The organism is Sinobacterium caligoides, assembly GCF_003752585.1.
Taxonomy (GTDB): domain Bacteria; phylum Pseudomonadota; class Gammaproteobacteria; order Pseudomonadales; family Sinobacteriaceae; genus Sinobacterium; species Sinobacterium caligoides.
The window spans coordinates 1148803-1174343 of record NZ_RKHR01000003.1; the positions used below are offsets into that span (position 1 = coordinate 1148803).

Genomic DNA, 25541 nt, shown 5'->3' on the forward strand with positions numbered 1-25541 from the left:
GTGATTAGTTTGAGACATCAATCGTCAGTCGGTTATGCACTGACTTTATGATTTCTTCACATTGAGCTAAAGAATCTGAATAGGCAATAATATGACCTAAGCGATCATATGAAGATTTTGTATTAGTAATTTTACTGCCAACAGGCTTATATATTTTTACTTCCATGACTCCTGGCATTGTACGAACACTATCAACCCCACAAATCTTATCAATGCGCCCCTGCTCCGCAAAAATGAAGTCGATTACCGCACACCCCTTCATTGAGTCACCCGCTTGGACATCAGCTCTCCTACCGATCGGCCAACCAACCAATTCTCTGTATAAATTAAATCCACTCACCAATTCAAGTAAATTAGCAATGTCGTCACCAGCTACCCTGTTATGCGTTTCAATGAAATAAACTTGACCATCTTCCACTTTTAGCTCGGTATGCGATGGACCATTCTTTATACCAATCACAGTCAAAAACTGGCTGATTGCCTGTTCAATTTTCTGCTCTTGGTCAGCGGGTAAAGGCGCAGGAATTACATGGCGCTTTTCCACTAAGTTTTTCTCGTCGACCTGTTTTTCCGTGATCCCCAAAACTCTGTGCTCTCCGTTATAGCTAAATCCTTCAACAGAGTATTCTTTACCACCGATAAACCTTTCAACCAATAAAGGATAACCCTTTATAGCATCTAGTTTTCCAAGATTATCGCTAGTCAACTTGTACACATTTAGACTACCGACACCATCTTGAGGCTTAGCAATCACAGTACCGTGTTGATCTATAAACTTCTGTAACTCTCTTGGAGACTCTACCAACTCACAAGCAACGCTGTTCAATGGGCTTTGCTCTAGAACTTGGCGCATTTTCCATTTGTCTTTAATAAACTCAATATTTTCACAAGTGCGATAAGGCAAATCAAATTTCTCGGCGACCTTGGCAGCCAGGCTCAGTGCAGGCTCGGTAGATGTTAAACAAGCCACAATGTTTCTTTTATTACAAAGGGCTTCAATATAATCCCAAACCCCTTCGTCATTCTCGTAGTCTATTAACACAACTTGTTTTGCACTACCAGAAACGTAGATTCCCGGCTTTTGAATCAATGTGTAGGCGACATCGTAATATTCGCACCAATCGATGATCCATTGACCTGCACCGATCAAGAGTAGTTCTGATTTCATGATAAATCCCCTTGTATTTCAATATTTCTTTTTGAGGAATCTTTGTAGTTAAAGATTAAAAAGCTAAGAACATTAATAGTCGTGATGGCGATACAAGCTACAACAGCTATGGAAAAGCCCATTTCATGTAAAAATGAAACAACGATAGAGCAAACACCAATATAAATCGATGAAATTAAATTCCTTGCTCCTGCCAAAGAGCCTTTAAATTCAGCAGGAAAGTTTCGCTGTAACATGGTATTCCAAAATACCGTAGACAAACTCAATGACACACCAAATGCAAAAGTACAGATCAACAAAGAGTACTTGATGTTCGGAAACAAAAGGATGAAAAGACAACCCAGGAAAAAGACCTGAGTTCGTATCGAGTCAAAGATACTACTGCAGCGTAGTTTCTTTGCAACCAGCATACCACCTAATAAAGCAGCAATGGCAAAGGCACCATCAAGTATCGACAACCACTTGGGGTCATTGTCGAACAGGTTGGCTACAGTGGCCGCAAGCAACAGGTTAAACATAGCAACTACTGAAAAATCCAGATTACTAATTAGCAACAGCGGAGCAAATTTTCGACTGACTTTGAACTGCTCATTGATAGTGCCAAAGATACTTTCCCGTGGATTGACATCTATTGCTTGCTGAACTTTATGCTGCAATCCACACGTCGACAAGGTATAGCAGACCCAAGCAAACAAGAAGAATACGCTGCTCACTGCAAAAACTAACGATTGTGAGCCATGAGTCAACAAGAATGCCGCAAGGACCATTCCAAGTAGTTGACCACCTTGAAGTGCGGATGCCAACCAACCGTTGTTCTTTTCCAGATTTTTATCATCAGATAATTCAGGCGTCAATGAAAACACCGAGAGTTTCAAAACCAGCTTCACTATGCTCAATACCATTGAAGCTAACAACAAAACCACAACGGATATTTGGCTGTCAGTGACCATCAGTGCATAACTCAAGCAGATAAGAAGATTGGCAGCACTGGCAAAGCGTAAAATGTCCTTGACACCTTTAGTATCTATGACGCGCCCTGCCATCATTGGCACGAAAAGTGCCAGCACCATTTCAATGATAAATGCAAATGAAAACGCCCATAGCTGACCTGTTTCATCATAAAGAAATTTGGCAAACGCCAACAGCAAAATGGCATTACCTATATTGGTAAAAAACTCACCTAAAGCTAGATGTCTCATGTTGGCTCCTAATGACTAAAATCGATTAAACTTAACGCCTCGCTGGAAGTAGCTAAGGCCTCATCAGCACTACCCGCTACTGCAATGGCCAATCCTGCTCGATCAAAGCTGTGCTTCACCTGTGGTAGGGTATCACCGGCTTTATAGCGCATTTGCACTTTTTCTATCCCATTTAATTGCTCTGCTCGCTCGACACCATTTACTGCTGTGATTGGTGCCCCTACCGCATCTTGCAAGATAAACTGGATACTAGCGTGACGTGACTTTTCAGAAACTTGCTTAACGCGAGAGTCGAGCGGCTGACCAAGTAACTGCTGTGCAGTCAGCTTATAAAGGTCAATACCGGTCACCAACTCAACCAACAGAGGAATATAGTCCCCACCTACTCTCGTATGAGTTTCAATGAAAAATATTGTTTCATCATTAACGATAATTTCTGAGTGGGAAGGACCGCTTGTTACACCCAAAGCCGTCAGACAGTTTTTTACATACTGAATCACTTTCCGTTCGGTTTTATCTTTCAGTCTTGCAGGAACCAGATGACCACTCTCTATAAAGGTGGTTTCGTCTTTAAACTTTTCAGTTATGGCAATCGTATGATGCTCGCCATTTTCACTGAAGGACTCGACGCTGTATTCATTACCTTGCACGAAGGTTTCCATCAAGCTCGGATATTGTGGACGATTATTATCAATATCAGCAAGTTGCTCACAAGAGAAGCATGAAACGCCTAGACTACCGGTGCCATCGACAGGCTTGGCAATAAATTTTTGGGCTTTGCTGTTATTTTCCAGGAATGTGGCGACTTGGCTATCATCTGCAACAATGGCAGAGCTGGCAGGACATAATCCGGCTTCGGACAACACTTTTCGCATCAGGTACTTGTTAGTAGTGTACTCAAGAGTCTTCATTTGATAATCAAATGGCAAACCTAAAGCTTCGGCAATTGCAATTGCCTTAGGCTGAGCGGCATCATGAAAAGCGCCGATGTGATCAAAGGGCGTTACACTATGGATCCCTTTGGCTATTTCAGTAAGCAGCTCAATTGATGTATCCGACGAAAATGAAAGCATTTGCTGATAAGGCCTACTTTGATCTTCCGCCATCATGGTATCTTTTTGGACAAACCAAGTGATTTTTACGTTTTCCTGTAACAACTGATCTTGGGTTTCACGAATACCGCCAATAACCAAAATATGTTTGCATTGAGCCATTATAATTTTAACCTCTTTCTTATGTCTTTGTTCCTAACGCCACCTTACTCAATAACGATTTCGATTTGCGCCTCTATCATATTTTTCAGATCGGTAACCACCTGATGACTGTCGCCTTTAACCATAAAGTGTCCTATCCTGTCGGCAGAGCTGGTCGGTTGGTAAACCTCATCTCCTTCTCTGACATAAAGTTCCAGCTCAACGATACCCCGATGCTCTGCAAGGGCATTAGGGATATTGATCTTGCTGACTTTACCGCTTTCCCCTGACGTCATAAAGAAAACGGCAGCGACTTTATTGTCACATACCGGCTTTTTTGGTAGCTTTTCACCCAGCATTTTAAAATGTAATTCGTAAAGGTCGATGTTGTGACTCAAAGGAATCAAGTGCGATGCAATTTTGTCGCCTGCCGGACGAGGATTAACTTCTACAATACGAGGACCGCTACTTGTGTTGATCAGCTCAACATGAAACACACCGGTAGATAGCCCCAAAGCCACACAAGCAGCAATAGAAACTTCAATCAGACTTTCGCTTAACTTAGTGTCGATTACTGCTGGGCTTATATGCCCAAGCTCTACAAAGTAAGGTAACTCGGTTTTCAGTTTTTCTGTCACACTTTGATAGAAAGCATTACCTTCTTTAAGTGCCAGCTCAACACTGAACTCATCCCCTTGCAGCAACTCTTCAACCATAAACAGCTGACGGTTAGTAAAACCCATAAATGAAGTATCTACCTCCTTCAGTGCATCAAAGCGCTGTTGCAACTGTTCTGAACTGTCTATCATTTCAACCGCTTTACTGGAAGAAGAGGCTACAGGCTTCAGTACCATAGGAAATGGAACTTTCTCTGCGATATTGGCCATATCCGTTTGCTCATCAATCAAAGTAAATTTGGCCGAAGGTACATTGTTTTTCTGATATGCAGTCCGGGCAAAATCTTTGTTGACGCCGAGTGAGGCAGATTGCTCATTTAAGCCTGGTAATGAGAAACGCTCACCAATAATACCTGCGATCGATGTAGCCAACTGGCTGCCAGGTAACACGGCACTGACATTATGACGACTCAACAAGCAATCGACTTTATAAAATACTTTGTCTTGATCATTTAGGTCAACCACACAAATTTCTGCACAATGCTCTCTATAGCCGAAAGTATCCGAATTGCTTAGATCATTAGTTAAAACAATCAATTCGATATTCAATTTATTTGCAGCAGTGAAATATCCCATACCAAAAAAGGAGGGTTCTATTAATATAATCTTCATAATTTCTACCTAAATCGTGTTGTACTAAAAGGTGTCATATCTACTGTCGGACTGTTGCTTGTAATCAAGTCAGTAACCAACTGTCCAGTAACAGGGCCCAGTGTCATACCTATATGTTGGTGCCCTGTCGCCACCAGAATATTCTGGTGTTTTGGAATACTGCCAATCATCGGCAAGCCATCCGGTAAAGATGGGCGATTGCCGGTCCAGCATTCAATTTCTTCTACTTTACTCAAATCAATCAACCCCCCAAGAGCCTGACGCATATAACTGAATATTTCTTCGCTGGGTGAATTCTCTCGTGCATTTACCGGTGATTCCAGTTGCACTACGCCAGTTATTCTGAAGCCTTCATCTGTCGGTGAAATTGAAAGATGCCTATCTTTAATCAAGGTATGCTTATCGACTACCGGTGTTTGAGTCTTAAAGCTTATAGCGTAGCCAGTTTCTGAAACCAACGGAATCGTTAGCCCCAATGGCTTAATCAATTGATGATTGGCTACACCAGCACATAAAGCAACGTTATTGGCGCTTAAAACTCTATCGTCATCCAATACTACTTTGGCTTGCGAACCTTCGCTAGTGACGTTTTTTACTTTCTGGTAGATAAACTTCACGCCTAAACTATTTAGGCTTTGGTGAAATTTGTTCAGTAGTTTAACCGGTGACGGCACATAATAAATATCATCGATTTGGGCGACTTGATACAGTAGTTTTTGATGCTGTAAAAATGGGAAGTCTTTTCCATCGTGAAATCTAAAGTCAATATTCTGAAGACTTCTGTCTGCCCAAATTCCATTATCAGAGGCAAAGGACGCTTCACTTAAATAAGCATAATATCGCCCTTGCTTACGCAACAGCTTGGCATCCGCAACAAACTCATCGATATAAGACCATGCCGATTCCGCTCGCATCGCCAAGTCTGTCATGATTTTTTTTATTTCGCTACATTGTTTAGGCCCCATACAGTTATAGAGCTTCAATAACCATGGCATGGTATGTGGCATGTGCTTTGGTGGAACCCAAAGCGCCGGGTAATCACCGAACAACAACCGAGGTAAATGTTTCAACAGCGCTCGATTGATCATCGGGTGCAAATGATCAGTGGCAATGACGCCACCATTACCATACGAACAACCATAAGCCGGTGCAGGATCGACAACTGTAACATCCTCGCCTTGTCGAGCAAGGAAAAACGCCGCTGAAAGCCCTACAATTCCTCCGCCTACGATTATTACCGACATATATTTCTACCTTTCCTTGAAAAATTTCGCTTTAGCAAGAGACGACGATAAAACTCAGTCGCCGACGTCAAGCCTTCAGTCGACACCCTTTCATCTACCCCGTGAATCAGACCTACTTCGCCAAGGGATAGGTTAAATGGAATAAAGCGATATAGGTTCTCGGCAACATCTAGGTAATGAGCAGCATCAGAAGACGCAATCATAGTCCCGCTAGTGACTCGGGCCTCTGGAAACACTTCACTCATAGCCTCTTCCATATCGGTATAGGCACTACAATTGGTGTCGGATACACGTGAAGGCTCACTACAAGACATCACTTCTACATGCTCCTTTTCACCACTACAAAAACTTTCAAGCTCTTTTAAGATGCCATCAACGCTCTGACCGTCGACAATACGGAAATGAAAAACCGCCTCTGCCGAATTCGGTAGTACATTTTGCCTTACACCTCCGTCAAGTACAGTAACCGTCAATGTAGTTGCCGCTTGGGCGCAGAAAAACGGATGGTGACGAAACAAACTATCAACCAGTGATGTGCTCGCATCAGCAGTCATGTTTTGCGCCACCATAGCTTTAACATCATGGTAGATTTTAAGTTTTTCAATATCTGACTGGGCCACTTCACCATTGAAATGGATTTTAATTTTACCGACCAACTCACAAAGACGTTCAATACAATTTTGCATCGGCGGCATGGCGGCATGACCTTGCGTGCCGATAACTCGAATCCTGGCATTTAAAAAACCTTTTTCAGCCGTCGATATTAGACCAATCGACTGCGGGGCTTGTTCGGCCAACTCTCTTAGTATCGGCATGCCTTCATCGTATAAACATCTGAAATTAAGACTTTTCTCCTTAAAGTACATAGAAATATACGCTGCGCCTCTATGCCCACCCGTTTCTTCATCATGACCGATAGCAATAGTTAGTGGCTTTTCAAGCTCTAAGTTGTCCCGCAACAAATTTTCCAAGGCGGAAAAAAAGGCGATAAGCGGCCCTTTATTGTCCAAAGCCCCACGACCCCAGACATACCCACGTGCAATTTCACCGCTAAATGGCGGATATGTCCATTGAGCGATTGACGATTGCTCTACCGGAACCACATCTGAATGAAATACAAACAAGTCTGGATCTTCGCTGCTATCTTTGCCTTTTAGCGTTAAGACCTTCGAGTATTCATTAACAGTGATTATGTCACTTAAGCCAAATACTCTAGGGTAGCATTGTTCAAGAAACTCAAATAAAGCATTAAAAGTTTGGTGCGATTGTTCGTTAGATTGTCTGGTCGTAGTGTCCAGAGCCAGTACTGCGGACAACTGTTCCGCCAGCGTAAGTTCGGTAGTCAATCCTCTACTCCTTTAGAGTTTCTGCAATTGCTTACTAACCACTGTTGAATACAGTAAAGGTACTGCAACCTCAGTCGGGAAGTTATCGAAGATATACATAATTTTCCCATCAACTTTATTCCCATTAGCATAGGAAATGACTAGCTCATGAAGCATTTGTGCAATATAGGCTGCGATAGTGTTGGATGAATCCAACGGCAAAGAACCATATGCTCCGGCAACATCAATAACAGCGGCCTTGGCCACTGTATAAAGTTGCTCAAATGTCGCTGTCTTGATAGTTTCGTAACTACCTTTACGGTCAATCGGTGTAAATACATTTTCTTGACGTGGCGTTTTCCCCATGACTTCATCAACGATAATTTGTGCAATCAGTGGCGCCATTAGTATGCCAGTGCGACCTGTGCCGGTTGCCAAGAATAACCCTGGCTGATTAGTTTGACCGATAAAAGGCTTGCCATCCGCAGTAAATGGACGATAGGCCGCTAAGGTTCCAAGCAATGCACTGTTAGCAAACTGGTTATTGATTTGGTTGATAATACCGTCGAACAAGAAGTTGATCTCTCCGGCGGTTGCACCACCATTATTGGTAGGATCAAGACTTGGCCTGTTAGTCGCACCAACGTATAAACCATTCTTACGAGGCACAGCATGGGTGCCGCAAGCACCATGACGGTTAGGTGTACGAATTACAGTATTAATATCAAGAGTATTTTCCATCAACAAGGCAACACCTTTACCACCATACATCGGCGGTAGTGCCAATTCACTATATAGGCTTTCACCCAACAATTTCTCGGCTTGGGCACCAGCTGAAATTATCACAGAGTCAAACTCGTGAGTTTCTCCGTTTGTGGTAGTGACAGCCCAACACTCTCCTTTAGTTACCGGGGTGATATCGGTAACACTATCAGCAACAACATTAGCTTTTGGGTAGGCTTTAATCGCACCAAATAATGACTCATGTAAAGTCTCGGCATCAAATCCTGCTTCACTTGGAATGTAGATGGCTTTTTCGACTTCACAATGTGAGCTTGGCTTCATGAATGGAATATCGCTCGGCATCAGGTTTTCATATGTATCACCCTGCTCTTGGATTTTCTTGATCATCACATTTATGGCTTCTTTGTCGCCGATGCCGCCGATGCTGTTGGCAAAAACAATTGAGCCTTGATGCAAATATACTTCAATACCACTATCGTTTTCTATTTGCTTCAACCAGCTTCTGAACACCTTGTGTGAATCAAGGCAAAATTTTATTTGCTTGGAATCCTGATTATCTTCGGTTATTTCAGAATAACTGCCCTGCATACCACCAGCAACTCTTGAAGCAGAATGACTTGCTCCGCCTTGTGGATCAAACAAAGTACAGTTATAACCTTCTGTTAAAAATTGGTAGGTAATGGCTTTACCTACGGCTCCAGCGCCAACTACTGCTATACGTTTTGTCACAACTATTTTCCTGGCTCGATTGAAATTTTTCTTAAATAATCTGTGGTTTGATACATATAGGAACCACCAACATCTTCTCCGTTAACTTTGGCATATCCTGGCAAGACACCCCACTCGATGAACCCCATTCGCTTCCATAGAGCCTCTGCTGGGGTACCGATCCTGGCATCTAGCAACAAAATAGAACTACCTTTTTCCTCACATTTCTCACACACATAATGCAGTGCTTTTTGAATGATTTTTTTGCCACGAAATTCCGGGGCGACAATAGCTTTGGAGGCATAGGCCAAATGTTTATTGTTCGGATCGGCTTTGAAGCTGATGAGTACATGGAAGATAATCTTCCCCTCAAACCGAGCCACGAAGAATCCTTCGCTCGATTTACCAAGCAAACCTTTAATACCGTTGATGTAGGATTGTGCCTGCTCTTCGTTTAACGTGGAGGCGAAACCGACAGTCTTTTCTTTTTTCGCCACAGTATTGGCCATGTACACCAACTGCTTCTCATCTTCAGGATTTAAAAAATCAACCCATTGAAAATTCATTTTAATGTCCTATTATTTGAGGGTTATATTGCTATATTATTTTCAGTTAACCAAGTAGGGTTGTATATAGTACTGAGGTACTTGATCCCCCCATCAGCCAGCAACATGACAATGTTCTTAGGTGTATCGAATGAATTCCCTACTTCAATAGCAGCATGAATAAGCGCACCGGAAGAACTACCAAGCAACAAGCCGAAATCTTTGGCACAACGGTTTACCTGCATAAACGCATCCTGGTCGGAAACACGAATTTTGTGATCAATCAGACCATTATCAAAATTACCTGGAGTAAAACTCAATCCCGTGCCGTTTTGCAAAAATGGTTTATATTTACCACCGAATATAGTGGAGCCTAAAGGCTCTACTGCCACAATTTCGATATCAGGTTTTTGTGACTTTAGGTAGCTAGCCGTACCGCATAAACTACCACCTGTACTGACTGCACCCACTAAAATATCGATATTTCCATCCAGTTGACGGAAGATTTCTTTACCGGTAGTAGCCGCATGATATTCATTGGAAGATGGGTTTTCGTATTGATCTAAGTTCAATATATGTTCATTTTCTTCCGCCAACTCACGTGCCTTTTCGATTCTTGGTTTTTGATAACCGCCATGTTCATCTGTCTCAGTTACGATACAAACTTCTCCACCAAAAGCCCGTACCAGATCGATATTGGCCTTAGGTGTTTTCGGGTCCATGATGCATAGTAATTTGTAACCCATGTGGGCGCACAACATCGCCAAGGAGTGCCCCAGGTTGCCTGAGGAAGACTCTACCAAAGTCATACCTTTTTTCAGCCTACCACTTTCAACCGCCTTATAAATCAAGCCAATAGCAGTTCTGTCTTTGACACTACCCGACGGATTAAAAAACTCCAACTTACCAATAAAATTATGTTTATTATTACTTAAATACTCCATATTTATTATAGGCGTGTTACCAATTAGCTGGTCAATTCCACTACTAATCACCATATTTTTCACGAGTTTTTCCCCTTAGCTGAAGATAGCTATCTATAATTAAAAAACCTAGACTTAGAGTTTATTACCGTTAGTTCGCCACTCCATATCATTGGCTATATTCTATATACTCTTCGAATACCTGACCTTCAGCAAACACCTATATCTGCGTCACACCAAAAACATTCAAACCGAGAGTAATACCCTCACTGCTTGAAAAAATATCAGCCATTTTCGGGGCTAGACTTAGAGTAACACCCTCCATTTACCACTCGACACAACTCCACATACTGGGTAAATGGTGCTAAGCACCACTGTTATTAATCAGATTAACGCGTTAATAACGCGGAAAATGATGACACCGACTATTGCACCAAGAAATATAAAACCATGATGAGATAATTCTTCGAGGGTTAATCAATAGCATAATTCTTATAAAAACATCTAACGCATTAGCTAAGACACCTAAAACACGGATTTGATATTATGATAATCTCACTTCGCCCTTAGACATCCAATTGCCCACTCCACAATCATCAAGGGTTTTCACTTGATTGATTGGAGTTGCGCTTCCGAGGATCTGGCTGCCGTATTCTTATTCCGTGCAACTATAAAGAAGTTATTTTATATGTCAATATAGAATAATAAATAAATGCTAACGATTTTCTATTAGCGCAAAATAATTGATTAATAAATCAGCAGCGATATAAACAAGTGATATATATTGTTATTTCAGGCCAACAAACTTTTATCTTAAGATAGCTCAGAATGAACCGCTAACATGTAAGAATATTAACTAGTATAAAATCAGTTATTGTGATTAGTGGTTGGCGCCCCAGCTTAGTGTGGGGCGGTTGTTATCTTGAGCTTCCTTTTACTCGATCACGCAGTTTTTTGCTCTTGACAGAATCAGCGTATGACCCATAAGAAAGTCGGTTTACCGTAACAATTCAAGCTTAGCGAGATAGCGTCATCGCACTACAGCAGGTCGAACTCATAACATGTACGTTAATTAGATCATGATCAATCCTCACTTGCGCTAATTCGTTTGATTTCTCTTAGTACGGACTACCTTGTTAACCTAAACATTTCTTTGCAGAAAATAAGCCTAGCGCTCTCCTGGCGCCAACACAAAAACAGTTTCAAATTGCTTTGCTTTACATAGAGTAAATATTATTCTTGGACTGACTTAGCAAATACAAAGCTAAGCTAATTAAAATAATGCTAATAAGTTGAATAATATTTCCATGTCATTTCACATAACGCCAAAAGAAGCGGCAGTGAAATCGCCCCCTGATTGCATTGCCTGAAACAACACACCTCGTCAAACGTAAAGATATTAGCTTGCAGCTGCATATCGGGAAGCTTATTTAGCAAACCTGGAGATACAATTACTAACGATTGGATTTTGTTTATGGACGGAACTGATACCCAACACGTCTTGCAAAAGGATTTAGAGAACTCTCGCGAAGGGTGCTCGTAGTTAGTAAAGTTGTTTTTACCACTAAGTCAGTCGATGTTATCCGGACCTGTGAATATATTAGATGCGAAGGCAGATCCAGTAAGCTGCTGACATTGTTTACAGTGACATAGATAAAAAGCTTTAAATCTATCCGCTACGGAGAATTTTACTGTGCCACACAAGCATTTTCCAATTAAATAAACCTCCATGTGTCTTTGTACTCCTAATTTTTAACGGTTAGCACAACAGTCAGATGTAGCCGGCTGATCTTGCACGCTTTTCACACAAATCGTGACAATTTCCAGAGGTCGGCTTGCTGCTGCTTGTTATGCATACTCTTCTATAAATGCAACCTTACTTTTTTCTTCCCATAACCAATCTTCACTCGAAACATAGCCTCTAAGCCATGAAATATCATTGAACTTTTGTAAATAAAAACCTTGAGGGAAGTCTAAATGCGCGTCAATACGCGGTGAAGCTAATGTTAGGCAAGGTCCTTCCTCTTGATTTTCATAGCAGAGCCTTAGATAGGGAGGCAATTCCAAGGGCATAGTTGTAAGCCTAGCGTTCTAGCTGAATGAACGATATCTTGAAATACTGCATCACCTTGAAGACCTAAATCTTTAACACTTACATCTATTACTTTTGCTATTTTAATAGCATTAGACGTTTGTAATTTATTGCTCATGAATAGCATAGATGCATAAGTATTAATCCCAATCTTTCCCTTCGAGAGAGACATAAGGATTTGATCTTTAGAAGCACTACCAAAACGTACTTCCCATCGATTTATAAACACTAAACTTCACTCCCCCTTGCATAACGCCGGATTTAGCAGTCGCATAAGTGGAGCTTGATTTTGGCATAAAATGGTGCAAAACGACATGCCAAAAACAAGCGGAGCTTATAGGGTCTGATAGAATGCTTTGTTAGCCTTGGATTTGCTTTAAAAAAGCTTCTTCATCCCTAACTCCAACCCTATTACCATCTGGGTCGAAGAAATTCACAGTTTTACCCCATGGATTTATCAATAGATTGGATTCAATGCCATATTTCTTTAGATTGCCTACTACCAACTCGACATCTGAAACGTTGAACAGTAATTTACTAGGGCAAATTTCGATAGATTTACCCTCTAGGGAGGAAAACCCGTCTGTTTCTATCATTAAATACCCATCGCCAAATTTTAAGCATGTAAGCTTGAAATCGCCGTCTTCTTCAGAAAACAAAACTTTTAAATTAAAAACATTTTTGTAGAAATCTACACAATCATTAAAGTTCTCTACATTAAGAATTATACCAAACCTTTGAATATCCATAGAACTTTAACCTGGGTAAGGCTAACGCCCGCATTTTTTGGTGGTTTGGAGCGCAGCGGAAAACCATTCTGACAACATGCGCTTGTTATGTTTAGTTACTTTCATATTGCGACCAAATATTTTCATAGGCTAAGGACGCTTGATATGTATCTACATTATCATCTTCCTCAAGAACCATAAAGCTTAAAAGGTTCGCTATAACTCTCTTTCGTTTACTTGATAAAAACTCCCATTCTCGTTGATTTGCTAAACAATAGATAATTGAATCTATCGAAGAAGATGCATAAGAATCGAAGTACCTCACTGGGAATCTCATATAAACTGGTATACAAAAACGCAACCCTTCTTCATCCATAAATGATAAAACAGAGTAGTGTTGATCAATCACATCATCAGAAATGAGCTTACAATCTTCTCGAATATCTCTATTTCTCTGCTTGCATCGTTCTTCTTCTGATGCGTAATCATCAATTGTATTGGCTTCATATATGCCTACTCCATTGCAAAGAGTTACATTTCTAAATGCATCTTCTATCTGATTTACTAGCTGATCTCTATCCATAGTAGGCATAACGCCACTAACAGTGGCTGAGCGTAGCGAAGTCCAGCCAGCTTTGCTAGCGATACTGCTTGGCCTTGTTATAGCTGGGTTTGGTAGACAGGTGCTGATTGTGAAGTAAGCCCATGCTAACTGCCGCTAAGCCGTATTGTTAATTATTTGAAGGATACAGTACCGCACTAATCACAGTATGGAAAGTTACAAGTGGATAATAGCTACAAGGATTTACCGCTATTAAGAACAGCGGTGGTCGTGGAGAGAAAACCTAATGTGAGTATTTTAAGAGAAGCTTGTAAAAAACCCAACTTCATTGCTCTCTTAAGGCACACAAAGTGAATGCATACATCAAAATAACGATTGGTGTCTTAGTAATTTTTAGTAGCTTTATAGTAATTTAAATTCTCTAAAGGATTCCGCAAATGAAGTAGTGAGAAAACAGGTTAGCGGAAAGTAGAGCTATCATGAATTTCATAAGATTATAACACACAGTACATAGGCTGATAACTGATTGCGGCTTTTGCGGTAAAGTGGTGAAGCCACCACAAAAGCCGCAAACAGTTCACAGTTATCTTGAGCAATAGAACTATTCTTTTAAATGACGGATACTATTTTCTATGCCAATCACCCCTGAGCTAACCACTTCTAAAACATGTTCTTTACCTATATAATCGATACAGCTGGAGATTTCGGAGTTTGTAGAAGATAGTTGCAAGATAATATATCCTGTTTTTTCATTTGATTTCACGATACTTGCGTTAAAATTAGCTATTACTGAAGCGAGTTTAATACCACTAATATCTGCTGCTTTAAGCTTCACTAAAGATAGTTGTTTTTCTGTATGATCCAATGACGTAATATCAACAACATCAATTACGTTTAACAATTTTTCTAATTGCTTTTTTATTTGGCTTATAACACTTGGTGAACCAGAGGTTATTAGAGTTAGCCTCGATATTTCTATATTGTTCGTTTGAGAAACCGATAACGCATTTATGTTATAGCCCCTTTGCGAAAACAATCCAACCACCCTTGATAAAGCACCAAATTCATTTTCCATAAGAACAGACAATATTATTCTCATGATGCCAGCTCACCCTTGTTAATTTTCATGTCTCTCATTGAGCCATTGGGTAAAACTTGCATTGGATAGACGTGTTCGTCGTCAGCTACCAATATATCAATAAACACCACTTGTTCTTTTAAAGAAAATGCGTATTGAAGTTTACTTTCAAGATCTGATTGCTGGCTTATTCTTATACCAACATGCCCGTAGGACTCAGCAAGCTTCACAAAATCCGGAAGTGAATCCTCATAGGTTATCTCTGAGTATCTACTATCATAATTAATATCTTGCCACTGCTTAACCATGCCAAGATTACCATTATTTAGGCAAATAATTTTAATGGGGAGATTGTATTGAGTACATGTACTTAACTCTTGAATACACATCTGAATACTTCCTTCGCCTGTAATACAAACAACCGTTTCATCAGGATGTGCAATTTTAACTCCCATGGCTGCAGGTAACCCAAAGCCCATAGTTCCTAACCCACCCGAATTGATCCAACGTCGTGGTTTATTAAATATGTAGTGTTGAGCCGCAAACATTTGATGCTGCCCTACATCACTTGTGATAAATGCATCGCCTCGTGTTACTTCATAAACTGCTCGAACAGCGTGTTGAGGCTTGATTGTATAGAGGTCTTCGTGCGCAATAGAGTAGTCATTTGTGTTATAGGTTTCTTTCCACAAATTAATGGTTTTCCACCAAGGTGTTAAATCTTCTTTTTCTTGGTTGGAATGTATGATTTCTGTATTTAATTGTTGCAATACCGTTTTAACTGATCCGACAATAGGAATATCGGCTTGAATTATTTTGGAAATACTGGTGGGGTCAATGTCAACATGTATGATCTTCGCATTAGGGCAGAAGTTTGATATTTTATTTGTTACTCTGTCATCGAACCTAACGCCTAATGCAATAATTAGATCACTGTCATGCATTGCATAGTTAGCCACTACACTGCCATGCATTCCAAGCATTCCTAAAAATTGATGATCGTCGCCAGGAAAGCAGCCAAGCCCCATCAGAGTTAACGTGACTGGACATTTAGTACGGCTGGCAAACTCCTGTAATTCTTTGCTGGCATTTCCAAGGTTAACTCCGCCACCTGCATAAATAACAGGTTTGCATGATTTATAAATCAACTTAATCGCTTGATCAATGCTATTTTTATCACCTTCATTGTAAAGTTTATATGAACGAAGATTAATTGAGTCAGGACGATTATAACTATAAATCTCTTCTGGCCCAGTTATATTTTTCGGGAGATCAATAACAACAGGGCCAGGCCTGCCTGTATTCGCTATATGGAATGCTTTCTTTACTAAATCGGGTATATCTAACGGGTCTTTGACCAAATAGCTATGTTTAACTATTGGCCTTGATATTCCTATCATATCTGTTTCTTGAAAGGCATCTTCACCAATTTTATCAAGGTGAACTTGACCAGAAATAACGATCATTGGAATTGAATCCATAAATGCTGTTGCTATTCCTGTTATAGCATTGGTTGCGCCAGGACCAGATGTTACTATGACTACACCAGTTTTCCCCGTTGATCTTGAATAAGCATCAGCAGCATGTGTTGCTGCCTGCTCATGCCGTACCAATATATGTTGAATAGTTTTTTGTCTATAAATGGCATCATAAATATGAAGGGCTGATCCACCGGGATATCCAAAAATAGTATCAACATTTTCATCTTGTAATGCCGACATGAGAAGATCAGCACCTGTTTTATTATTCATTGCTTTACCCTATAATTATAATCTTAAATTTTTTATCATTGTTTTTCGTGAGAATAATGACCACCATGGCATAAAGTTTCTGAAGCCGCTTGAAACCAAAGCCTTGATACGAGGTTATCGAACCCTCCATGCTTGATAGTGTTTCTAGATATCATTCGCCACCCGATAATCCAATGGCCATTTTTAAGTATTTAGTTAGTAAGTCTCTAGCTACCCACCTACCTCTATAGCCTATAATTACAAAAGAACGTTTCTTGCTCAGGTGTACCCAGATAAATGTAAACTCACTAAAGCAACATCCATAGATAATTGATGAGCCAACTAATTCAACCACTAGCCCTATGACCAGTCGCGTATGGAAAAATCAATTTTCTAATGACTAATCGGTAGATCAACAGCCGAAAAAATATCGCCAAATATCCTACCAACTTTGACGATTTGTTTGCCGCGCAATAATTTTCCTCAGTAAAACCGGCTGATATGATACGGCTGTTAAATCAGAAACTTTCAAACACTTGAGACGCCATATACTCTTCGACATTTAACACCTTCAACCTATGCTTCTGTATTTTTCCTGTCGCTGTTTTTGGAAGTAATGTTTTTACAATAAGTGTCGGTACTTGATATTCACCTAAGTTACTTTTGCAAAACTCTCTTATTTCACTTTGATACGAGGTAGTGCTATCTGTTTCAACAAAGGCAACGAGTATATTTGAGCCTGATGACGGATCGACGAGGCCGACTACCGCTATATCATTAACGCAATCGCATTGCGAAATAACTCGTTCAACTTCAAGCGTCGATACATTGAGCCAGCCATCCGCAGTTTCAATAAAGAAAGTGTCTTTAATTCGATCTTTTAGTACGATCGATCCACTCTTATCCATGACAGCCAGATCCCCTGTTCTAAACCATCCCCCAAGATAAGATTTCGATGTTTCTTTTTCATTACCGTAATAGCCTTCTGATATCGTGTTTCCTCTTAACCATATTTCCCCAACACTTTCAGCGTCTCTTTCTACATCTTTTCCTTCATCATTGACCACTCTTAAGCCGTAACCTGCGTGTATTGCTGGTATACCTTGCTTTGATAAGGCATGGACTTTTTCATTCAGATCATAACTTTGCCAATTATCATCTTTTTCTGTCACAGTAAAAGTTGCGCAGGATTCATTGAGCCCATATTGTTGAATGAGTTCAATGCCATGATATTCCATGTTTTCAATGAGTTCTGACGTGGGGGCTGCTCCTCCTGTCATTACTGTCATGCCCTTTAGTTGATTTCCAGGGGTACCTTCAAATAGTTTAGAAAGAAGCCTTGGTGACCCTGCACAATGCGTAACGCTGTGCTTTATTAAATCATCGACAAGGGAAGATGAGCTGATTTTTGTAAATAATATTTGCTTAGCACCAACCGCTATATTTGCCCATATATGGAACCATCCATTTCCATGAAACAAGGGGAGCATACAATAATATATTGAGTGGCGATCGAGCTTCATCAATAGGCACTGCCCCATAGCCTGCAAATACGCTGCTCTATGAGTAAAAACTACTGCTTTTGGATTACCCGTTGTGCCGGAGGTAAAATTAATGCCGATAGGTGATAGCTCACTATTGATTAACCCATCAAGTGAGGCAATATTGCTTACCCAGTTGATCATTGTACTGTAATTAAATAGCTGTTCATTTTCCTCCTGATGATCATCGGAATCACTGTATATAACAAATGTTATATCGTTACCCTCCCGCAATTCATTCAATTCCTCTTGATAAAGCCTATAAAATTTATCAGTGGTAATAACGAACCTAGATTTAGAAAAAACGACTTGATAAAGTATTTCTGAGATTGAGAGAGTTGGGTTTATTGTTACTAATACCGCCTGCGACGCAGGAACAAAAAAATGCGATTCAATTACAGCAATATTATTGGTAGATATTAGTGAAATTTTTGTTCCATCCTCAACGCCTTTATCTATTAAAAACTGCGCCGCCGACTTACAGCGCGCCAACATCTTTTCGAAAGAGATAAGGTTCCCATTAAAATTAACAGCTGTCCGCTCTCCATAAAAACGACCACACCTTTCTAGAAAAGTAACAGGAGTTAACGGAGGTGGTAATTGCTCGGTCATACTATATGCCCCTCTTTATATAGGAGTTCAACCAGCTGATCTGTACTGTTAATAACGCCAGTTATCAATGGTGTAGTTATATAACTCTCTTCTACTTCTCGATTGATTAGTAACGAATGACACCCCACATTGATTGACGCATTAACATCTTTAACTACATTATCACCAATCATAATAGTTCTTTTAGGGGATGAATTTAATGAGCTCAATAACTTTAAATAAGGCTCTGGGCTTGGCTTTCCTTTACCAAAATCAGATGAAATTAATACTTGGTCGAAATACCTTCCTAATTTTGATGCTGATATCTTTTTACTTTGCAACTCACTTAACCCATTAGTCAGCAACCCTATTTTTATCTTCCCATGTAAAGTTGATAGAGTGCTAATAACTTCATCAAAAGCTATAATTTCTTTATTTCTCTGCGCCAAATAAACTCCAGACACATATTCAACCCGCTCATCCGAGAAATCATTGTATTTTTTTAATAATTCTCCCCATACGGAATATTTAAAACCACAAGCCCAAGAATAGAAATCAGTGTTATCATTCCAAGCATCATCAACCCACATTAGTTCCAATGCGCTAATCCCAATACCATCACAATATTCTCTGAACGGTGAACTTCGTAACATCTCATCAGCTATCAATTTCAATTCTTCACCGAGCTTATCAGCGTTAATAGCTAGACTAGCTTTAATGGCTAAGTGAGTAGAATGTATGGCCGCGTCTGTTGCTTTTGATTCAACAACAAGCGTTTCATCTAGATCGAATATCACAGTATCAATTGTTGAATGTGCGTCTTTATTCACGGGTATGCCTGCTTAGTCGGCCTAATAGTCATTTCACTAATGTTGATATGACTGGGAAGGCTGATAATAGTGCTTATCGTTTCTGCTAGCTCATCGGGAGAAATTAAAGGCCCAAAATCATTCTCGAAGGAATCAATTAAATTATCATCATAACCCGCATTTTCTTGGAAATTGGATTTAACAACGCCAGGAATAATCAAAGAAACCCTAATACCTTCGGGTGCCAACTCACGTCTTAACGCCTCAGCCGCCCAATGAATTGCAATTTTGCTGGTGCCATAAGCAGAGCTAAAAGGGGAAATATTAGATCCTGCTACCGAACCGATAACAACGATATCTTTTGAGTCACTATTTATATTCTTCAATACATTTGCTGACTTTTGAAGAAGCTTTATAGTGGACAAGTAATTAAGATCCATTACTTCTTCAAACTCCTGCATATTAACCGTCGATACTGAGCCTTTAATTCCTCTGCCCGCATTAGCTATAATTAGGTCTGGCTCGCAATTAAATACTTTTTTTGCGGTAAAAAATACATTATCAACACTGCCTTCTTCTACTAAATCTACGGCTAAATACTCAAACCTCTTACCAAGCTTGCTTTTTAGTTGCGCCAAAATGTCTTCATTCCGAGAAACCCCAAAAACACGATAACCTTGAGCGACAAAATTTACGGCTAGCGAACGACCTATTCCTGTAGAAACCCCTGTTATAATTGCTGTTCTCATAGTGTTAATAATCACCTTAGTTAGAAGTTTCGAAAACAAAAGAACCGGACAATAGAGTTTCTTTTGAAATATTCAGAAGCTCTTCTTTATCTTTATCAGACACATAATAGGTCCAATGATGAGCACTTGGGCCGAGAAATCTATAGATAATTTGAATAGCTAAATGGACGGCAATATCTTTTTCGTAAGACATCTGATTAACGTCCTTAAATATACTGGCATAGGTGCTTACAAACAGATCTATTTTTTCTTTAAGAGAATTTTTATTATGGACATAAAAAGATATAAAGATTTCGCTTAGGATATAAGCAACATCATAAGATGGCGACCCCAAATGCGATTGTTCAAAATCAATGACAGACACACCTTTTTTTCCAACTAGAATGTTCCTGGAGTTTATATCACCATGAAGCACACATTGTTGCGTTTTTTGATGCTTTTCTTTACATTTTAATACTACAGAAGCTTCTTTTTCTGTTAGCAACTCTGCAATGTCGTCATATTGCAGTGACAATTTAAAATCTCGAAACTCAACATTACTAAGCGATTCCTCATCGCTGTAAATGTTATAAGTAGTTTTATGAAAGTAAGCCAAAAAAGACGAAACTTTAGTTAATTGGACGTCGGATAAGCCCCCTTGCTCTAAAACCTCAATCAGCGGCTGCGATGTATTCGCCTCCTCCATGAGAAAAGCATTACTCTCATGGTCAACATAAACTATCTCTGGAACCGGGTTATGTGGTTCATTGTAGTTGCATTGACCAGAAATTAATTGCACCTTAATTGCTAGCTCTGCCCTTTCTGAGGCATCAATATCTGGAAGATTGTAAGTTAAGTTCTCTACATCATTTAGGTATTGTTTATAATAGAAAGTTTCCTTAAAAGTCTCTACTTTAAGTATTGAATTAAATAACCCTCCGTGCTGTACTGACACTTCTTTTATGTCATCTCTTTTAATACCAGGGATGCCTTTATCTAAAGCTGAATTAAATGAACCTAATGTAATGCCTTCTTTTTCTTCGATATTAATCATAATTATTTCCAAGCTAGAATATATCTTCAGTACTAATTCCGACATTTTCACAAAAACGTTTAATTCGTACGAAGCTTCGATTTAATGGGATTGTATTTGAAATAGAGCTGTCATTAATGACGTCTTTTATTATTTGCTCTGAATCTTTAACGCCTGAAATTCGAAGAACATCCTGCCATATAACCCAATCAACAGCGGAAAAGGCACTGAGACCGTAAGGCAAGCAAGCTTCAAAACAGGATTTCTGCTCTTCAGATAAATATTGGTAATTATCCTCCATCACCGCTTGTATTAGGCTGGCGTGTACAGCTTCATCTCTTTCATGCAAACCCACTAATGAACGACTCGCGGGTTGAACAGTTTCATCTTTTGAGACAAACGTTAAGAACTCATAAATACTAAGCTCCCCTATCACACACCAAACTAACAATGCTATGTCTTTTTGCCATTGCTCAGGGAGATCACTAGCGACTTCTTGATAGCGCCTATATAACAAAGCGGGTTTATCCAATTGCTCTACATCTTCTTGAGATAGAGAGCGATTTTCAATGGTTATACCCACCGCTATATCATGCATATGTGAATGAAAGTATTCATCGACAATAGCCTGACGAATCGCCATTTTAGGGATACCCTTCAACGTTATGTCGGTTTTGTTGGCAATTAGACAGGCTAGTGCAGGGCCTATAATAAGCTCCTCTGTATCAACAACGCGTTTATTCCATGCAATCCATGCAAATGATCCAATTCTAGATTTTATTCTGTCATCTAAAGCTTCATAGGCAGGATGACCTATAAAAGGAAGTAGATTATCTGGATAATCAGTTAAATTTTCATCGAACAATTCATCTGGTGATTCTTTAAACCGACCACTTCTCACTATCGATTTATTTTTCCAATCAGAAAAGTGAAGATTTACTTTTGATGCATTTTGCATTTATTTATACACCCATTATTTAGTGAAATCGATACCAAAAAGTACTTTATCTATAATATCTAAGCCTTTTAACAAGTCATGACGCTCTATTATTAGCGGCGGACATATAAACAAATAATTCCCTGACGTAAGTACTGACACCCCCTTCCTCATACATTCTTTTGTAAACTCACTGATAGGACAGCTGGCACTTTTCTTCAGCCCATAAGCAACGACAGGCTCTTTTGTTTCTCTATTTTTTACTAGCTCCAAAACCCAAAATAGGCCCAAACCCCTAATCTCACCGACACATTGATGATTGTTTTTTATGTCTTGTAATTTTGGATACACAACTTCTTCGCCATCTAACCTTACTTTAGAAAGTAAGTTATCACTTTCGAAAATGTTTATTGAAGCGACTGCTGTTGAACATGCTAAAGGGTGACCATAATAAGTTCCGCCACCGGGGAAATACTCATCATCAAAATGGCCAGCTATTTTTTCGGAAATAGCGACACCACCAAGTGGTACATAGCCAGAGTTAACCCCTTTTGCAAATGTGATAATATCAGGACATACATCCCAGAAATCCACGGCAAACCAATATCCAGTTCTGCCAAACCCAGACATAACTTCGTCGCATATCATTACAATCCCATGCTTATCACAAATATCACGAATTTTTTGTAAATAGCCAGAAGGGGGAACCAAAACACCGTTTGAACCAACAATAGACTCAATTAAAATGGCAGCAATATGCTTTGGATTTTCATATTTAATTATTTCTTCTAAGTGCTCTATTGCTCTTTCGCATTCTTCTTGTTCATTTTTTGAATGAAAAGCACTACGGTATAAATGAGGACCAAAAAATCTAACTACGCCTGGTATTCCTGGTTCAGAAAACCACCTTCTCTGATCGCCAGTTAAACTGAGTGATCCCGCCGTTGCACCATGGTAACTCTTATGCATAGTCAGCACTTTGCTTCGGCCCGTCGATATCTTTGCTATCCTGACAGCATGTTCTACCGCATCAGATCCTGCGTTGGTAAAAAAGACTTTATTTAAATCACCTGGCGTTCTATCTGCGATCAGCTTAGCTGCATTAGTTCTTGGCTCGGTTGAAAATATTTGAGCGCAAGTTGTCAGAGAATCTAATTGAGTCTTCATAGCCTCGATCATTTTTGGGTGTTGGTGCCCCAAGTTAAGGTTGATTCGTTGGCTTGAAAAATCTAGATATTTATTGCCTTTATCATCCCAAAAATACGCGCCATTACCACCAGCTATTATCATTGGGTTTGCTTTGTTTTGTTCTGTCCATGATCTGAAAACAAACTTTTTATCGTTAGTTAAAATTGAATCTGACATTATCATACTCATAATGATTATAGGGGGGGGTTAAGTGGCCTGCAGTTTTATTGCAGACCAGATACTCAACTACCCTTGAACCACGTAGTTACTTCCAGAAAGCATATTTTTACGGTGTGGTTCAATGGATGTGACATTTACTGTCTTCATTGTCCATCGATTCCACGCAAGATCTGGCTGAGTAAGATTGCCAACTTCTTTACCGTGCACAGAAAAATTGTTGGCAACCCCAATAAAATCACCATCAATCATTTGAACTCTTTTTTTCATTTCATGGAGTCGTGATTTCATTTTCTCAACGAGCTGATTAGATTTGTCATCCAGACCTACAGTACGATTTTCAAAGTAACGGATGTCATAACCATCACTAATGATTGGGTGATGATCAGCTTCACCAACATTATAGCTACCTGCTTTTGTCGTTAAATCGTCAAAAGGGGTATAAAAGTTAGGCTTTTCAAAACCTTCTATTTCTTCTTCGCTGAATGAAGAAAGTACGTCTATGTTTTTTACGAATGTAGTAAAAATCTCATTCTCGTTATTCGAACGCATCGAAATCATATTTACATAGTCTGGTCGAACGAAGTGATTGGCTAAATCTTTATGGAAATATATCGGACCTAATGCCTTTTGAGATTGCGTATCCTTGAGCTTTTGTTGTGGATAAATATCTTGAAATACATCACCACCATTGACATTGATGTAGCCAATGGGAACTTGGTTAAGTAAGTGACCAATCAAATATAGGCAACCTTCACCAACAAATGTTTTTTTCAGCTCGTACTTCGAAATCACTGGGTTTTCATTATCAAAAACAGGGACATTTTCATCAATTGGAAGATTTCGAACGAAAATAAACGGATCTTCTTTTTTATTTTTAAGAGAGCATTCTGTTAATGACTTTATAAGATTCTGAGGAATTTTATCATTTCGCAACAGCTCAATTATCTGATAACAAAATGATTCATACTGCCTATATGGATTTGCTAGCACCGTAGATAAAGCTTCTCTTAGCTGCAAATGTTCTTCTTTGGACAATATATAGTCTGGTGTCAATTCACATATGGGTGACATACCAATATCCTTATAATCGTAAATAATTGTTAAAAAATTTGTTAAAGATGTCCTGGCAAAATAATTGTTGATCCAGATACATCATAAGATAACTAACTGTAACTTAATACAGACAACCATCTATAACACTTCTAATTTATCTCATTAGCTTTTCAACTTTGTGACAGAAGAGTTTCCATCACCTCGGCCTACAGCAAAATCGATACATTGAAACCAAGGTACCTGCAACGATTGTTAAACAAACGACCATCGAGATGAATACAAAACCCACTCAATTAAACGGAGAGAAAACGCCCTTGTGGCTGTGATACTGTGTGGGTTAGCACAAGCATCTGTATTTACATCTTCGGTAATCATCCACGAATTGTTGCTGAATTTTACTATATTTTTACCTGCTGATTTTTTTTAGGTTCCTATCCATAAGATTGCTTCCTTCTCTGCAACCACCTTCGTTTGTTAGAGGTGTTACCGCTATCATTGCACTTATTATCAAAAGTCTCATCCAAGATATTTCCTCTTATATTATTATTTCATTAGTTGAAGTATGCGAGCACTATGCTCATTTCGATGTCGCATTTATCTTATCTTACAGCACCATTAAAAAGATCGAACCAAGGGATTAGCTTAGACATTGTTATTATTTTGCCGAATAAATTCGTTTTTCTGTACTGCGATAATGATGATAAATGCCGAAACCGAACGCATAAATAGCTCCCCTTGTCGGCCTAATTAATTTATCACTAAACTTTTACAGCGTTAGTTAACTATCCGTAACTCATGACGCATAACGTCTAATGATTCCTCGCATTTATACAAAACTAGCAACTTTTTTGTTTTTATTTATTTTTATTTCTTAGAAAGTACCTCAAGATGGCTTTTACTGGAGATGAATATAAGAGCGTTTATAGAATCTTATTGCTTCATCATCAGCAATA

At 39.4% G+C, this 25541-nt stretch carries 22 protein-coding genes; all 22 read right to left on the reverse strand.

Going from position 1 to position 25541, the window contains the following annotated elements; genetic code table 11:
* Nucleotides 1–4 precede the first annotated feature (4 nt).
* Complete coding sequence (locus EDC56_RS05115) at nucleotides 5–1168, reverse strand: ATP-grasp domain-containing protein (RefSeq protein ID WP_123711406.1); 1164 nt, start codon at nucleotides 1166–1168, stop codon at nucleotides 5–7.
* Complete coding sequence (locus tag EDC56_RS05120) at nucleotides 1165–2367, reverse strand: MFS transporter (protein ID WP_123711407.1); 1203 nt, start codon at nucleotides 2365–2367, stop codon at nucleotides 1165–1167. The genes EDC56_RS05115 and EDC56_RS05120 overlap by 4 nt, the downstream gene beginning before the upstream one ends.
* 8 nt (nucleotides 2368–2375) lie before the next feature.
* Nucleotides 2376–3581 (reverse strand): ATP-grasp domain-containing protein, encoded by a 1206-nt coding sequence (locus tag EDC56_RS05125; RefSeq protein WP_123711408.1) that lies wholly within the window; start codon nucleotides 3579–3581, stop codon nucleotides 2376–2378.
* Between the two features lie 44 nt (nucleotides 3582–3625).
* Complete coding sequence (locus EDC56_RS05130) at nucleotides 3626–4849, reverse strand: ATP-grasp domain-containing protein (protein WP_123711409.1); 1224 nt, start codon at nucleotides 4847–4849, stop codon at nucleotides 3626–3628.
* Between the two features lie 5 nt (nucleotides 4850–4854).
* Nucleotides 4855–6093, reverse strand: a complete 1239-nt coding sequence (locus tag EDC56_RS05135) for an NAD(P)/FAD-dependent oxidoreductase (RefSeq protein WP_123711410.1) — start codon at nucleotides 6091–6093, stop codon at nucleotides 4855–4857.
* Entirely contained in the window at nucleotides 6084–7439 is a 1356-nt protein-coding gene (locus EDC56_RS05140) for a M20/M25/M40 family metallo-hydrolase (RefSeq protein WP_123711411.1), read from the reverse strand. The genes EDC56_RS05135 and EDC56_RS05140 overlap by 10 nt, the downstream gene beginning before the upstream one ends.
* A gap of 12 nt (nucleotides 7440–7451) precedes the next feature.
* A complete protein-coding gene (locus tag EDC56_RS05145; protein ID WP_162844082.1) occupies nucleotides 7452–8891 on the reverse strand; it encodes an FAD-dependent oxidoreductase in 1440 nt (479 codons plus the stop codon).
* Between the two features lie 2 nt (nucleotides 8892–8893).
* Nucleotides 8894–9436 (reverse strand): GNAT family N-acetyltransferase, encoded by a 543-nt coding sequence (locus EDC56_RS05150; protein ID WP_123711413.1) that lies wholly within the window; start codon nucleotides 9434–9436, stop codon nucleotides 8894–8896.
* Between the two features lie 23 nt (nucleotides 9437–9459).
* Complete coding sequence (locus EDC56_RS05155) at nucleotides 9460–10413, reverse strand: PLP-dependent cysteine synthase family protein (protein WP_123711414.1); 954 nt, start codon at nucleotides 10411–10413, stop codon at nucleotides 9460–9462.
* Between the two features lie 1494 nt (nucleotides 10414–11907).
* Nucleotides 11908–12069 (reverse strand): GFA family protein, encoded by a 162-nt coding sequence (locus tag EDC56_RS20060; protein ID WP_123711416.1) that lies wholly within the window; start codon nucleotides 12067–12069, stop codon nucleotides 11908–11910.
* A gap of 117 nt (nucleotides 12070–12186) precedes the next feature.
* Nucleotides 12187–12411, reverse strand: coding sequence for a hypothetical protein (locus EDC56_RS19405; RefSeq protein WP_148059319.1), 225 nt, complete (start codon nucleotides 12409–12411; stop codon nucleotides 12187–12189).
* A 378-nt stretch (nucleotides 12412–12789) separates the two neighbouring features.
* Entirely contained in the window at nucleotides 12790–13179 is a 390-nt protein-coding gene (locus EDC56_RS05170) for a VOC family protein (protein WP_123711417.1), read from the reverse strand.
* Nucleotides 13180–13270: 91 nt separating this feature from the next.
* On the reverse strand, nucleotides 13271–13750 hold the full coding sequence (locus EDC56_RS05175) for a DUF6714 family protein (RefSeq protein ID WP_123711418.1): 480 nt from the start codon (nucleotides 13748–13750) through the stop codon (nucleotides 13271–13273).
* 571 nt (nucleotides 13751–14321) lie between these two features.
* On the reverse strand, nucleotides 14322–14819 hold the full coding sequence (gene ilvN / locus EDC56_RS05180; RefSeq protein WP_123711419.1) for an acetolactate synthase small subunit: 498 nt from the start codon (nucleotides 14817–14819) through the stop codon (nucleotides 14322–14324).
* Nucleotides 14816–16549: a biosynthetic-type acetolactate synthase large subunit gene (ilvB, locus tag EDC56_RS05185; RefSeq protein ID WP_123711420.1), complete on the reverse strand. Its 1734-nt coding sequence runs from the start codon at nucleotides 16547–16549 to the stop codon at nucleotides 14816–14818. The genes ilvN and ilvB overlap by 4 nt, the downstream gene beginning before the upstream one ends.
* 497 nt (nucleotides 16550–17046) lie before the next feature.
* Nucleotides 17047–18681, reverse strand: coding sequence for an AMP-binding protein (locus EDC56_RS05190; RefSeq protein ID WP_123711421.1), 1635 nt, complete (start codon nucleotides 18679–18681; stop codon nucleotides 17047–17049).
* The gene (locus tag EDC56_RS05195) at nucleotides 18678–19490 is read right to left on the reverse strand and encodes an HAD family hydrolase (RefSeq protein ID WP_162844083.1); all 813 of its coding nucleotides are present in this window, start codon (nucleotides 19488–19490) and stop codon (nucleotides 18678–18680) included. Before EDC56_RS05195 ends, EDC56_RS05190 begins: the two co-directional genes overlap by 4 nt.
* Nucleotides 19487–20218 (reverse strand): SDR family oxidoreductase, encoded by a 732-nt coding sequence (locus tag EDC56_RS05200; RefSeq protein ID WP_123711423.1) that lies wholly within the window; start codon nucleotides 20216–20218, stop codon nucleotides 19487–19489. The genes EDC56_RS05195 and EDC56_RS05200 overlap by 4 nt, the downstream gene beginning before the upstream one ends.
* Nucleotides 20219–20234: 16 nt before the next feature.
* Nucleotides 20235–21251 (reverse strand): phosphotransferase, encoded by a 1017-nt coding sequence (locus EDC56_RS05205; protein ID WP_162844084.1) that lies wholly within the window; start codon nucleotides 21249–21251, stop codon nucleotides 20235–20237.
* Between the two features lie 13 nt (nucleotides 21252–21264).
* A complete protein-coding gene (locus EDC56_RS05210; protein WP_123711425.1) occupies nucleotides 21265–22188 on the reverse strand; it encodes a diiron oxygenase in 924 nt (307 codons plus the stop codon).
* A 15-nt stretch (nucleotides 22189–22203) separates the two neighbouring features.
* Nucleotides 22204–23532 carry an aminotransferase class III-fold pyridoxal phosphate-dependent enzyme gene (locus EDC56_RS05215; RefSeq protein WP_211333562.1) on the reverse strand — a complete coding sequence of 443 codons (1329 nt, stop codon included), beginning with the start codon at nucleotides 23530–23532 and terminating at the stop codon, nucleotides 22204–22206.
* Nucleotides 23533–23601: 69 nt separating this feature from the next.
* Nucleotides 23602–24606 (reverse strand): hypothetical protein, encoded by a 1005-nt coding sequence (locus EDC56_RS05220; protein ID WP_211333563.1) that lies wholly within the window; start codon nucleotides 24604–24606, stop codon nucleotides 23602–23604.
* Nucleotides 24607–25541: the final 935 nt, after the last annotated feature.